Here is a 12,644-nt window from a genome sequence, read left to right on the forward strand (position 1 = left end):
GCCGATCTCAACCCGTTGGGCCGGGCGCCGCTGGCGCGGCGTGGCCTGCCGCCTTTCGTCTTTCCCTGAAATACTCCGGGGGTGAGGCCGCAAGGCCGAGGGGGCAGCGCCCCCTTTTGGCCCCTCTTGTCTGCCCGGCCGCTAGTCCAGGACGTGGTCCACCGGTGTCAGCCGCGGCGGCACCTCGCGCCCGAGGGCGTTGCAGACCGAGATTTCCATCACCCGGCACAGCGCACTCAGCGGCACTGCGTTGGCCTGTTTGCGAAACGGGTGTTCCAGCTCATGGGTGACCTGCGCCAGGCCGAAAAAGACGTAGGCCACCACCGCGGCCACCAAGGGTTCGAACCAGCCTGCGCTGTCCAGCAGGGCAAAGGGAAGCAGCAGGCAATAGAGATAGGTCGTGCGCCAGACCAGCAGCGAGTAGACGAACGGCAGCGGCGTGGTCAGCAGCCGTTCATTGCCGGCCTGGGCTGCCGGGAAGGCGGCCAGGCGCTCGGCCAGGGCGCGTTGGCCGAAGCCGTCTATGCGCCCGTCCTCTGCCATTTCGCGCAGCCGGGTGGCGATATCGCGCAGGGCGGCGTTGGGGCCGTTTTCCTGCCGCATCAGCTGCTCCGCCGCATCCGCGCCGACCCAGTGGCGAACGATCTGCGCCACCTCGTCCCCGCGCAGCTGGGCACGGTGCAGGTGGTGAAAGGCGAGGATCCGGGTCAGGATGAATTCTTCGTCCTCGCCCTTGCCCGCGAAGATCCGCAATTCCTGCGCCAGGCTGCGCACGTCGGAGACCATGCGGCCCCAGATCTTGCGCGCCTCCCACCAGCGGTCGTAGGCGGCGTTGTTGCGAAAGCCCAGGAACAGCGAGAGCGACAGGCCGAAGACCCCCATGGCGCCGATCGAGATGGTCGGCATTGCCATGACATAGCGGTCCAGGACCAGCACCAGAAGGGCCCAGAGGGCGGCGCCGATGATGTTGGGCAGAATCTGCGGTACCACCGATCCCTTCAGGATCAGGAACAGCTGCCAGCGGCTGGGCGTGTCGCGGACGATCATCGCGCCGCGGCTCCCCAATCCTTGTCCTGCATCTCGCGCAGGCGCGAGGCGGTGCGTTCGAATTCAAACGTGCCCTCGCCCTCGACATAGAGCATCTCCGGCTCCGCCGCGGCGGAGCAGATCAGCCGCACCTCGGCCTCATAAAGCGCGTCGATCAGGGTGACGAAGCGCTTGGCCTCGTTGAAGTTGTTGCGGCTGAGCCGGGGAATGTCCTCGAGCACCAGCACCTTGACCGCTTCGGCGATGGCAAGGTAGTCGCCCGGCCCCAGCATCTTGCCGCAGAGGTCATAGAAGCTGGCGCGCGCAACACCGTTGCGGAAGGCGGGCAGGACCACCTCGCGGCCCTTCACCTCCAGCGTCAGCGGCTGCGCCGGGCCGCCGGTGAGGTCGGTCCAGATTGCATCGATGCGGGCGCGGGCCTCGGCCCCGGCAGGGGTGAAATAGACCTGCGCCCCAGTCAGCCGGTTCTGCCGGTAGTCGGTCGGGCTGACCATTTCATGCACGTCCATCTGCGCCTTGATCAGGTCGATGAAGGGCAGGAACAGCTGCCGGTTCAGCCCGTCCTTGTACAGATCATCCGGCACCCGGTTGGAGGTGGTGACCACGGTGACCCCGGCAGCAAACAGCGCTTCGAACAGGCGGCCCACGATCATCGCGTCGGTGATGTCGGTGATCTGCATCTCGTCGAACGCCAGGAGCCGCACCGAGTCGGCCACTTCGGCGGCCACCGGCGCCAGCGCATCCTCGACACCGCGCTGGCGGGCTTCGTGCATCTTGGCGTGGATCTCCTGCATGAAGGCGTGGAAATGCACCCGCCGCGAGGGCACCCCGTCGAGGCTGTCGACGAAAAGGTCCATCAGCATCGACTTGCCGCGCCCGACGCCGCCCCAGAGGTACAGCCCCTTGACCGGCTGGTACTGCGCCTTGCGGAACAGCCCGCGTTTCACCGGCGGGGCCATCAGCCCCTCGGCGATACGGTCGAAATGGGGCAGAACGGCCTGCTGCGCCGGATCGGGCTGCAGCTCGCCTGCGTCGATTTTCTGCCGGTAGAGCGTGGTCAGATGGGTCATGGGGCAAGCCATAGCGCGGGGCGCGGGGGATGGGAAGCGGGTGCGTGCAGGCAAGCGCTTGCAATCGCTGGCTGAGTGGCGTCCATCGCATCAATTCTCCTTAACCGGCCGCGCAATAATCCTGATTTGACGGCGGCGGGGTTTTGCCTAAGGTCTGCGCAAACTTCAGGAGAGACCCATGGACCGTCCGGCGCCGCTGTTTACCCCCGTTCTGATCGTCGGCTGCATCATCATCATGGTGAGCTTTGCGGTGCGCGCCTCCTTCGGTGTCTTCCAGATCCCGATCGCCGAGGAATTCGGCTGGCTGCGGGCCGAGTTCTCGCTGGCGATTGCGATTCAGAACCTTGCCTGGGGCATCGGCCAGCCGATTTTCGGCGCGCTGGCCGAGAAGATCGGCGACCGCAAGGCGATCGTGCTGGGGGCGCTGGTCTATGCCGCCGGGCTGGTGCTGAGCGCGGTCTCGACCACACCGTTCGAGATGCAGGCCTATGAATGGCTGGTGGGCTTTGGCATCGCCGGCACCGGCTTTGGCGTGGTGCTGGCGGTGGTGGGCCGGGCCAGCTCTGACGAGAACCGCTCGATGTCGCTGGCGATTGTCACCGCCGCGGGCTCTGCCGGGCAGATCTTCGGCGCGCCGACGGCGGAGTGGATGCTGACCTTCCTGCCGTGGCAGACGATCTTCGTGGTCTTTGCCGGGGTGGTGCTGGCGCTGATCCTGACGCTGCCGCTGATGCGCGCGCCCGAGCCCGCCAGCCGCGCCGAGCTGGAAGAGAGCATGGGCACGATCCTGATGAAAGCCTTCAGGGATCCGTCCTACACGCTGATCTTCCTCGGCTTTTTCAGCTGCGGCTACCAGCTGGCCTTTGTCACCGCGCATTTCCCCGCCTTCGTGACCGAGATGTGCGGGCCGATCCAGCCGGGCGGCATGCTGCATTCGATGGGCATCACCTCGACTTCGGCGCTGGGGGCGGTTGCGATCTCGCTGATCGGGGCGGCCAATGTGGGGGGCACCCTGCTGGCGGGCTACCTGGGCAAGCGCTACTCCAAGAAATACCTGCTGGCGGCGATCTATACCGGGCGGACGCTGGCGGCGGCAGCCTTCATCCTGTTCCCGATCACGCCGCTCAGCGTCATCATCTTCTCGGTGGCGATGGGCTCTTTGTGGCTGGCGACGGTGCCGCTGACCTCGGGTCTGGTCGCCCATATCTACGGCCTGCGCTACATGGGTACGCTTTATGGCATCGTGTTCTTCAGCCACCAGCTGGGCAGCTTCCTGGGCGTCTGGCTGGGTGGGCGGATGTATGACGCCTATGGCGATTACACGCTGGTGTGGTGGATCGGCGTCGGCGTCGGGGCGTTCAGCGCCATCGTGCATCTGCCGGTGAAGGAACGCCCGCTGCCGCGCGCCGACGCGGCTGTTGCGGCGGGCTGAGGCCGACTGAAGCAGCGAAACCGGGGCGGCTGCTAGCCGCCCCCGACATATTCCCAACCGGACGGACGCCGCGGCTCAGGCGGCTTGTTCGGCTGTCAGCAGCCCGTGCTGCACCAGCCGCTGCGCAAAGGGGGCGGGGGTGGTGAACAGGTGGGTCTGCCAGCCGCGGCTTTCGGCGGCGGCGATGTTTTCCGGGCGGTCGTCGGTGAACAGCAAGCGCTGCGGCGCAACCCCGGTTTCGCGTTCCAGAATGGCATAGATCTCGGCATCGGGCTTGATGCATTTCAGATGCGCCGAGACGAAGGCGTGGTCGAACTCCTGCAGGAACGGATAGCGTTCGCAGGCGATGTCAAAGGTGTCGGCCCCGAAATTGCTGAGTGCAAAGACCGGGATGCCGCGTGCGCGCAGCGCCTGTTTCAGCCGCACCGTATGGGCGATTTCGCGCGGGACCATGTCCAGCCAGCAATCGTGCCACCAGCGGATCTCCTCGCTCCAGACGGGGTGTTCCGCGGCCAGATCCTCGATCGATTGCCGGAAGGGCGCGCCCCGGTCGATCTCGAGGTTGACATCGTGCAGCGGGACGTCGGCAAAGAGCTGCTGGCGGCGGTCTTCGCCGATGCGGCTGTCGTAGAAGGCTTCGGGCTCCCATTCGATCAGCACGCGGCCGATGTCAAAGACGACGGCGTCGATCGGGGCGGCGGTGGCTGCGGTGTCCGGGGTCATGATGGAGTCCTTATCCTTCTGCACGTGGGCGGGGACGGGTTGCGGGGCGGTTGCGGCGGGTCTCGCGCCAGAGGGAGACCAGCCCGGAGGCGACGATCAGGCTGCTGCCGATCCAGACCGGGGCGTCGGGCCATTCGTTGAAGATCAGCACGCCCCAGAGCACGGACATCGGCATGGCGATATATTCGAAGGGGGCGGCCAGGGTGGCCTCGTTCAGACGGTAGGCCTGGGTCACCAGGTAGCCGCCGACGGAGCCTGCGAGGCCGACGCCGATCAGATAGGGCCAGTCCTCGGGGGCAGGCCAGATCCAGGCCCGCAGGATGAAGTCGAGCGCCGGGCTGCTGCCGGTGGCATAGCGTCCGTCGCCGAACAGCAGCCCGGCGAGGGCGCTGACGATCAGAAAGCCCAGCATCGGGTAGAACGCCATGGTGGCACCGGCCTCGGCATTGCCTGCGCGGCGGGTCAGCACATGCAGCGCGGCATAGCCGCAGGCCCCCAGCAGGGGCAGCACGGCCGCCGCCTGAAAGGCGCTGGTGCCGGGGCGCATGATGATCAGCACCCCGAGGAAGCCCGCAAAGACCGCGCCCCAGCGCCACGGGCCGGGGCGTTCGCCCAGCAGCAGCGCCGACAGGGTGGTGACGATCAGCGGCGTGGCAAAGGAAATCGCCACCGCCTCGGCCAGCGGCATGATGGCGAGGCCGGTGAAGAAGAAGATATTGGCCAGCAACACCATGCAACAGCGCAGCAGGTGCAGGCGCGGGCGGTGGGTCCGCAACAGGTGGTAGCCGCCTTCCAGCGGCATGATGATCGCCAGCATCACGCAGATCGCCACCACCGAGCGGAACAGCACCATCTCGTAAAGCGGGTAGTCGCCGGACAGGAACTTGAAGATCATGTCGATGACGGAAAAGGCGATGCCGGCCCCTGCCGCGGCCAACAGTCCGGGGACGCTGATCCTGATCTCTGCGCTCATGCGGGCTCCGTTCCGGTTGTGCCGCCATCAGTGGCGCAACTGGCAAAACGGGGCAATGGGGCGGGGCGGAAAATTTCAGATTTTCCGCCCGTGCCGGGCGGCCACGGGGGACACTGCGGGCAAATGTCCGGGCAGCGGCCGCACAAAGCCATTGGGCATCGGCAGCGGATGCGGTAGAGGGCAGCGAGGCCCGCGCCTTTGATCTGAAAACTGGAGACCCGGACCAACGCCATAAGCGGCCCGCAGGCCGTCCGGCCGGGTACCCAAGACATAGGACCCAAAACGTCATGACTGACAGCAAACGCATCGTTCTTTCCAGCGACCACGCCGCCATCGAGCTGCGTCAGGCCGTTTCCGCCCATGTCGCTTCGCTGGGCTGGGAGGTCGAGGACATCGGCCCCGCCACCCCGGAAAGCACCCATTACCCCAAGCACGGCGAGGCCGCGGCGCGGCGTGTGGCTTCGGGTGAATTCCCGCTGGGCATCGTGCTGTGCGGCACCGGCCAGGGCATCATGATGGCCGCCAACAAGGTGAAGGGCATCCGCTGCGGCGTCTGCTCGGACACGTTCTCGGCCAAGATGATCCGCGCGCACAACAACGCCAACATGCTGTCGATCGGCGCGCGGGTGGTGGGCGAAGGCCTGGCGCTGGAGATCGTCGAAGCCTTCCTGTCCACCGAATTCGAAGGCGGCCGTCACGGCACGCGGGTGGAGATGATCTCCGAGATCGAAGGCTGAGCACAGCCTGTGTGTCGGGTCGGGCGCGCGTCAGCGCCCGGCCCTGCTAGCCTTGGCTAGCCCTGGGCCTTGGCGGCGCGCAGCTCGCGCTCCAGCGCGTCGAGGAACCGCGAGCGGTCGGCCTTGGTGAAGCCCTTGCCGCCGCCCTGCATGCCCAAGGGGTTGGCGGCGCGCAGGTCTGCCATCAGGTCGCGCATCGCCAGCTGCTGGCCGATATTGGCCTCGGTGAACCGTTCGCCGTTGTGGCGCAGCACGCGCGCGCCGGCCTCGATGCATTTGGCGGCGAGCGGAATATCCCCGGTCACCACCACATCGCCCGGCCCGCAGCGCTCTGCGATCCACATGTCGGCCACATCGGCCCCCTGATCCACGATCACGTTCTCCACCAGCGGATTGGCCGAGGGCCGCAGGCCGCCGTTGGAGACCACGAACATCCGCAGTTTGTGGCGGGTGGCGACCCGTTCGGCCTCGGCCTTGACCGGGCAGGCGTCAGCGTCGATGTAGAGCGCGCTCACTCCGCCGCCTTCTTCTCTGCCTTCTGGTCCGCCTTGTCCGTTTTCTCCGCCTTGTCGGCGGGCTTGGCCTTGCGGCTGGCCGGCTTCTTGACCCGGAATTCATCGGGGATCGGCATCCGGTTGAAGGCATCCAGACCGGCGATCTTGTAGGCCTCGGCCAGGGTCGGGTAGTTGAAGGTGTTCTGCACGAAGTAGTCCACCGTGCCTTGCAGGTTCAGCACCGCCTGGGCGATGTGGATCAGCTCGGTCGCGCCTTCGCCGACGATCTGCACGCCCAGAACGCGGCGGGTCTTCAGCGAGAACAGCATCTTCAGCATGCCATGCTCCAGCCCCATGATGTGTCCGCGCGAGGTTTCGCGGAAGCGGGCGATGCCGACCTCGTAGGGCACGCCGCGCTCCTGCAGCTCTTCCTCGGACATGCCGCAGGTGGACATTTCCGGCACCGAATAGATGCCATAGGGGAACCAGGGGCTTTCGGGGACCGTCGGGACATTCATCGCGTGGCAAGCGGCGACGCGGCCCTGCTGCAGCGAGGTCGAGGCCAGCGAGGGATGGCCGATCACGTCGCCGGTCGCATAGATGTGCGGAACCTTGGTCTGGTAGGTCTTGCGGGTCACCTCGAGCCGGCCGCGGTGGTCGGTTTCCAGCCCCACCGCCTTGAGGTTCAGCCGCTCGGTGTTGCCCATGCGCCCGGCCGCGAAGAGCAGCATCTCGCCGCGCACGTGGCGACCGTTGGCCAGCGTCACCTCGATGTGCTCGCCCTCGTCCTCGATCTTCTCGATCGCGGAGCCGAGCCGCAGGTCGACGCCGTTCTCGCGGATTTGATGGGTGAATTCCTGGATCAGGGTGCGGTCGATGAAATCAAGGAAGGTGTCGCGCGGCTCGATCAGGGTGACGCGCACGTCGAGCGCCGAGAACATGGTGGCATATTCCACCCCGATCACCCCGGCACCCACCACGATCAGCGAGCGCGGGATCTCCTCCATCTCCAGGAACTCGTCCCCGTCCACCACGGTCTTGCCGTTGAACGGCACGTAATCGGGGCGGTAGGTGCGGGTGCCGGTGGCGATGATGAATTTCTCGCCGGTGACCCGCGTGGTGTCGCCCGCCTCGATCTCCACCTCGACCTCGTTCGGACCGACGAAATGCGCCATGCCGGCCAGCATGTCGACGTGGTTGCGGTTGAACTGGTGTTCCAGCACGTCGACCTCGTGATCGAGGGTCATGTGCAGCCGCGCCTTCAGATCCTCGGCGCGGATCTGGTCCTTGACCCGGTAGGCGCGGCCGTAGAACGAGCGTTCGCGCCAGCCGGTCAGGTTCAGCACGGTTTCGCGCAGGGTCTTGGAGGGCACGGTGCCTGTATGCACCGACACCCCGCCGAGACGATCCTTGCGGTCGATCACCAGCACCCGGCGTTTCAGCTTGGCGGCCTGAATGGCGGCGGTGCGGCCCGAGGGGCCGGAACCGATGATGATCAGGTCATAGTCGAATTCGTCGCTCATGGGCCGCGGTCCTTTTCCCTAGGGTGCTTCAGTTCTGATACAACGCATCGGCATGGAAGGCGATGTGGTCCTCCATGAAGGTCGATACGAAGAAGTAGCTGTGGTCGTAGCCCGGCTGCAGGCGCAGGGTGGCCTGCTGGCGGCGCTCGGCCACGGCGGCGGCCAGCGCCTCGGGCTTCAGAAGATCGATGAACTGGTCGGCGGTGCCGGTGTCGACCAGCACCGGGCCATCAAAGCCTGCCTCGCGCATCAGGAGGCTGGCGTCATGCCTGGCCCAGGCGGCCTCGTCATCGCCCAGATAGGCGCTCAGCTGCTTGCGGCCCCAGTCCGACGCGGTGGGGTTGCAGATCGGTGCAAAGGCAGAGACCGATTTGTAGCGGCCCGGCAGGTTCATCGCCAGCGTCAGTGCGCCGTGGCCGCCCATCGAATGGCCGGTGATCGCCTGGCGGTCCAGGTCGATGGCAAAGTTTTCGCCCAGAAGCGCGGGCAGTTCCTCGGCGACATAGTCCCACATGCGGAAATGCGGGGCCCAGGGGTCTTGGGTGGCGTTGACGTAAAAGCCCGCGCCCTGGCCCAGGTCGTAGGCTTCATCGTCGGCCACGCCTTCGCCGCGGGGCGAGGTGTCGGGGAAGACGATGGCGATGCCCTGTTCGGCGCACCAGGCTTGTGCGCCCGCCTTGGTCATGGCGTTTTCATGGGTACAGGTCAGTCCCGAGAGATACCACAGCAGCGGGACCGGGCCGTCCTTGGCTTCCTCGGGCAGGAACAGGCCAAAGGTCATGTCGCAGCCGGTGGCGGTGCTGGCGTGTTTGTGCACGCCCTGGATACCGCCAAAGGCGGCATTTTCGGAGATGGTTTCCATGGTCAGGCTCCCTTGGATCGCTTTGCCCTATCGCTACCGCTTGCGCGGGCCGGGGTCCAGCAGCGGGGCGGCGGCTGTACCGGTTTTTGCGTCAGAAAGGGATGCGAAATCGCAAATCTGTCGCGGTGCGCCAGCTTCAGCCGCCGGAGGTGGCGAGTCCGGAGACCCAGGCAATGACGGCGGGCACGGTGACGATCGACAGCACGGTAGAGATCAGGATCGCCGCCGAGGCGCGCTGCGGGGCGACGCCATAGTGCTGCGCCAGCATGTAGACATTGCCTGCCACCGGCAGCGAGGCAGCGGCGATGGCGACCATCGCCGCATAGGGGCTGGCCGGGATCAGCCACAGCACGCATACCGCCACGCAGGTCGGGTGCAGGACCAGCTTGGCAAAGCTGAGCCAGCCCGCGATCTGCACCCGCTCGGCCGATTTCGAGGCCAGCGAGGCACCGATGGCAAACAGCGCGCCCGGTGTGGCGGCACCGCCGAGGATGGTCAGGAAATCGTTGACCGGCACCGGGATCGTCCAGGCGGAAGCGGACCAGGCGAGACCCGCCACGATCGACAGGATCATCGGGTTCTTCAGCAGCCCCAGCCCGACCAGTTTCAAGGTCGCCAGTCGCAGCCCCTGACCCCGACCGGCATTGATGAAGATGACGATCAGCGAGGAGAACACCACCAGGTCGACGCTCAGCACCACCATCATCGGTGCCACCGAGGCCGGGCCGAACAGGATCGCCATCATCGGCAATCCGAGAAAGCCGACATTGCCGATGGCGGCGCATTGCGCCTCGACCGCGGCGGTGGGCATGTCCAGTCCGCGCACCAGCGCCACCACGGTGACCAGCACATAGACCGCCAGAGTGCCTGCCAGGTAGCTGAGGATCAGGGTCGGGTTGAAGATCTCGGCAAAGGAGAGATTGGCGGCGAAGCGAAAGATCATCGCCGACAGGGGAAAGAAGAAGACGAATTTCGTCAGGTAGGCGGTGGCTTCCTCGGTGAAGAAACGGCTGCGCCCGGCATAATAGCCGAGGCCGATGATAGCGAAGAAGGGCAGGGTGCGAAAAAAGATCTCAGCCATTTGCGGATTGGTAACTGGATTTGACCAATTGGCAAAGGGCGTTTTTCACCCGGAGCTTGGGACGAGCATATGCGGACGGTTCTCGGGAACGGCGCAGGGGCGGGCCGTCGCCGACTGCCGCAAGGGGGGCTCCCGCCTGGTCCTGAACCTGCTGGCGCAGGCCCGTCTCAGTTGGGCGTGGCACCGTGCGGGGCACGGTGCGGGCCGCGCAAGGACGCCGACCGCAGCGCGCCAGCGCTGCCGGGCCCAACCGGGAGGGGCAGTCGGTGACTGCCGCCGCGCGGGCGGGAGCGCTTGTCTGGTCCCGTTTGTCGTCCTTGCCGCAATGCGCCCGCGCGGCAGGACGGGCCGGGGCTAGCCGCTGCCAATCAATGCGCCAGCGCCGAGCACCAACGCACCGCCCAGCACCACCTGCATGGTGGCCCGCCAGAACGGCGTCTGCATGAATCGGTTCTGGATCCAGGCTATTGCCCAGAGCTCCACGAAGACGATCAGCAGCGCCAGCGTGGTGGCGGTCCAGAACTCGGGGATCAGATAGGGCAGGGCGTGACCCAGGCCGCCCAGCGTGGTCATCACCCCCGATGCCAGCCCGCGTTTCAGCGGTGAGCCGCGGCCCGACAGCTGGCCGTCATCCGAGGCGGCTTCGGTGAAGCCCATGGAAATCCCGGCGCCGACCGAGGCGGCCGTGCCGACCAGGAAGGTGGTCCAGGTGTCCTGGGTGGCAAAGGCGGTGGCGAAGATCGGCGCCAGGGTCGAGACCGAGCCATCCATCAGCCCTGCCAGCCCCGGTTGCACCCAGGTCAGCAGGAACTGGCGGTGGGCGTCCTGGTCCTCCTGCGCCCGGCTTTCCGCGTCCAGGTGGCGATCCTCGAGACGGCCTGCGCTGGCCTGGTGGTCGGCTTCGGCGGCGGCGAGGTCGCCCAGCAGGCGGCGGGTGGCTGCGTCCTGGCAGCGGCGGGCGGCGGCGGCGTAGAACCGTTCGGCGGTGGCCTCCATCGCCTGCGCCTCGGCGCGAATGCGGGGCAGGCTGAGACCATCCAGTAGCCATACCGGGCGGCGGGTGTGAAACCCCGCCACATGCTCGCGCCGGATCAGCGGGATCTCGGTCCCGAAGCGGGCCTCATGCAGGGCAATCAACCGGGCGCGGTGGTCGTCCTCCTCGGCCGCCATGCCGTCGAACAAGGCGGCGCTGGCCGGGTAATCCGCGCGCAGCCGGGCGGCGTAGCTGCGGTAGATCCGCGCGTCCTCCTCCTCGGCGGAGATCGCCAGGGCGAGGACTTCCTGCTCTGACAGGCTGGCCAGGCGTCTGCGCTGGGTGAAGAGCTGCATCTGTTGCCTCATTCGCATCCAATTTAGAATTGTTCTAAATATGGCGTCAGATCGTCCCGACCGCAAGCGGTTGTCGCAGACCTGTTGCAATCGCCACGGCTGGATTACATTAGGGGCAGATCTGGATGCTGACCGTAGCCGTACTGACCGCCGCCTTAGCCCACCGACCACAGCCAAAGGACACGTGATGAATCATCAGACCGGCATTCTGCGCCGGGGCCGGAAATTCGACCAGGTCCTGGAGGGCGCCCGCGAGGTGTTTCTCTCTGATGGCTTCGAAGGGGCCGGCGTCGACAAGATCGCCAAGGTGGCTGGCGTGTCCAAGGCAACGCTCTACAGCTATTTTCCGGACAAGCGGGAGCTGTTCATGGAGGTTGTGCGCGCCGCCTGTGTGGAGCAGGCGGACAGCATGGTGTCGCTGGCGGCCGGCTGTCGTGGCCCGCGCGAGGTGCTGCGGATTGCGGGCGAGCGGCTGCATGCGGTGCTGCTGGGCGGCTACAGCCTGCGCCTGTTTCGGATCTTCGTGGCAGAGGCTGACCGGTTCCCGGAGCTGGGGGCGATGTTCTATCGCAACGGCCCGCTGGTGATGCAGGAGAACCTGCGCGATTATCTCGAACTCGCCGTCTCACGCGGGGAGCTGCGGATCACCGATGTCGATCTGGCCGCGGCGCAGTTTCTGGAGATGTGCAAGGCGGATGTCTTCCTGCGCTTTCTGTTCAAGATCGACGAAAGCTTTACCGAAGCCGAGCTGGCGCGGGTGATCGACGGCGCGATCGAGACCTTCATGGCGCGCTACGGCAGCTGACCGCCTGTCTGGTTCCGCACCAGTGCCCGGGCAGGGATCAGTGGGTGATGAAGCGGTTGGGCGTTTCCCGGTAGGTCTGGTGACAGCTGAGACAGCTTTGCATCAGCGTCGGCAGCGTGCGGCGCAGGCCGGTCAGGGACCGGGTGTTGAGGGCGCGGGCGGCCTTTTCGGCCCGCGAGGCGCGGATCTTGAAATCCTGCCAGCTGGGCCAGATCGTCGGGCGCGCGTGTGAGGCCGGGTCCAGATGCTGCTTGCGAAAGCGGCGGGGAATGGCCGCGGTGGAGCGGATCAGCTGGCGGCGGGCGTTGCGCGCTTTCCTGCGATCGAAACCGGTGCGTCCGGTGGTCATGCCGGTCAGCACTTCCATCGCCGCTTTCTGGGCGCTCATCAAAGCGATGCGCTGGCTGACAGGCGTGCTGATGGCATTGCGGGCGGTGACCGGCGTGGTGCTGACGGTGGCGAGCAGCAGCAGGAGCGCGAGCAGAAGTGTGCCGCGGTGTGGCAGGCGGCTCATCGGTGGGCCTCGGCGCGGATTGACCGAATCGTCAAATTGGAACAAAATAAGAAC

The 12,644-nt window shown here is 66.5% G+C and carries 13 protein-coding genes; 3 read left to right on the forward strand and 10 right to left on the reverse strand.

Annotation, left to right across the window (positions count from 1 at the left end):
• Positions 1-141 precede the first annotated feature (141 nt).
• Both AB9K35_RS24380 and zapE read right to left on the reverse strand, forming a co-directional pair.
• Positions 142-1,047 (reverse strand): bestrophin family protein, encoded by a 906-nt coding sequence (locus AB9K35_RS24380; protein ID WP_369930152.1) that lies wholly within the window; start codon positions 1,045-1,047, stop codon positions 142-144.
• On the reverse strand, positions 1,044-2,117 hold the full coding sequence (gene zapE, locus AB9K35_RS24385) for a cell division protein ZapE (protein WP_369930154.1): 1,074 nt from the start codon (positions 2,115-2,117) through the stop codon (positions 1,044-1,046). Before zapE ends, AB9K35_RS24380 begins: the two co-directional genes overlap by 4 nt.
• A 178-nt stretch (positions 2,118-2,295) precedes the next feature.
• Here zapE and AB9K35_RS24390 point away from each other — a divergent pair, with 178 nt between their 5' ends.
• Entirely contained in the window at positions 2,296-3,549 is a 1,254-nt protein-coding gene (locus AB9K35_RS24390) for an MFS transporter (RefSeq protein WP_369930157.1), read from the forward strand.
• Between the two features lie 75 nt (positions 3,550-3,624).
• Here AB9K35_RS24390 and AB9K35_RS24395 read toward each other — a convergent pair whose 3' ends face one another.
• Together AB9K35_RS24395 and AB9K35_RS24400 are read right to left on the reverse strand one after the other, a co-directional pair.
• Entirely contained in the window at positions 3,625-4,272 is a 648-nt protein-coding gene (locus AB9K35_RS24395; RefSeq protein ID WP_369930159.1) for an HAD family hydrolase, read from the reverse strand.
• A gap of 10 nt (positions 4,273-4,282) precedes the next feature.
• Positions 4,283-5,245: a DMT family transporter gene (locus tag AB9K35_RS24400; protein WP_369930161.1), complete on the reverse strand. Its 963-nt coding sequence runs from the start codon at positions 5,243-5,245 to the stop codon at positions 4,283-4,285.
• A gap of 287 nt (positions 5,246-5,532) precedes the next feature.
• Here AB9K35_RS24400 and rpiB point away from each other — a divergent pair, with 287 nt between their 5' ends.
• Positions 5,533-5,982 carry a ribose 5-phosphate isomerase B gene (rpiB, locus tag AB9K35_RS24405; RefSeq protein WP_369930163.1) on the forward strand — a complete coding sequence of 150 codons (450 nt, stop codon included), beginning with the start codon at positions 5,533-5,535 and terminating at the stop codon, positions 5,980-5,982.
• Positions 5,983-6,038: 56 nt separating this feature from the next.
• Here the strand turns inward: rpiB and AB9K35_RS24410 are convergent, their stop codons facing one another.
• The 5 genes from AB9K35_RS24410 to mbfA all read right to left on the reverse strand — a co-directional run bounded on the left by AB9K35_RS24410 (position 6,039) and on the right by mbfA (position 11,271).
• Complete coding sequence (locus tag AB9K35_RS24410; protein WP_369930165.1) at positions 6,039-6,497, reverse strand: YaiI/YqxD family protein; 459 nt, start codon at positions 6,495-6,497, stop codon at positions 6,039-6,041.
• Positions 6,494-7,999: a Si-specific NAD(P)(+) transhydrogenase gene (gene sthA, locus AB9K35_RS24415; RefSeq protein WP_222454663.1), complete on the reverse strand. Its 1,506-nt coding sequence runs from the start codon at positions 7,997-7,999 to the stop codon at positions 6,494-6,496. The genes AB9K35_RS24410 and sthA overlap by 4 nt, the downstream gene beginning before the upstream one ends.
• 28 nt (positions 8,000-8,027) lie before the next feature.
• The gene (gene fghA, locus AB9K35_RS24420; protein WP_369930167.1) at positions 8,028-8,861 is read right to left on the reverse strand and encodes an S-formylglutathione hydrolase; all 834 of its coding nucleotides are present in this window, start codon (positions 8,859-8,861) and stop codon (positions 8,028-8,030) included.
• A gap of 136 nt (positions 8,862-8,997) precedes the next feature.
• Positions 8,998-9,942 carry an AEC family transporter gene (locus AB9K35_RS24425; protein WP_369930170.1) on the reverse strand — a complete coding sequence of 315 codons (945 nt, stop codon included), beginning with the start codon at positions 9,940-9,942 and terminating at the stop codon, positions 8,998-9,000.
• Between the two features lie 354 nt (positions 9,943-10,296).
• Positions 10,297-11,271 (reverse strand): iron exporter MbfA, encoded by a 975-nt coding sequence (mbfA, locus tag AB9K35_RS24430; RefSeq protein ID WP_222454666.1) that lies wholly within the window; start codon positions 11,269-11,271, stop codon positions 10,297-10,299.
• A 187-nt stretch (positions 11,272-11,458) separates the two neighbouring features.
• Here mbfA and AB9K35_RS24435 point away from each other — a divergent pair, with 187 nt between their 5' ends.
• Positions 11,459-12,076 carry a TetR/AcrR family transcriptional regulator gene (locus tag AB9K35_RS24435; RefSeq protein WP_369930172.1) on the forward strand — a complete coding sequence of 206 codons (618 nt, stop codon included), beginning with the start codon at positions 11,459-11,461 and terminating at the stop codon, positions 12,074-12,076.
• A gap of 37 nt (positions 12,077-12,113) precedes the next feature.
• Here AB9K35_RS24435 and AB9K35_RS24440 read toward each other — a convergent pair whose 3' ends face one another.
• The gene (locus AB9K35_RS24440; protein WP_369930174.1) at positions 12,114-12,590 is read right to left on the reverse strand and encodes a cytochrome c; all 477 of its coding nucleotides are present in this window, start codon (positions 12,588-12,590) and stop codon (positions 12,114-12,116) included.
• Between the last annotated feature and the right edge of the window lie 54 nt (positions 12,591-12,644).

Source organism: Leisingera sp. XS_AS12, assembly GCF_041224635.1.
Classification (GTDB): Bacteria; Pseudomonadota; Alphaproteobacteria; order Rhodobacterales; family Rhodobacteraceae; genus Leisingera.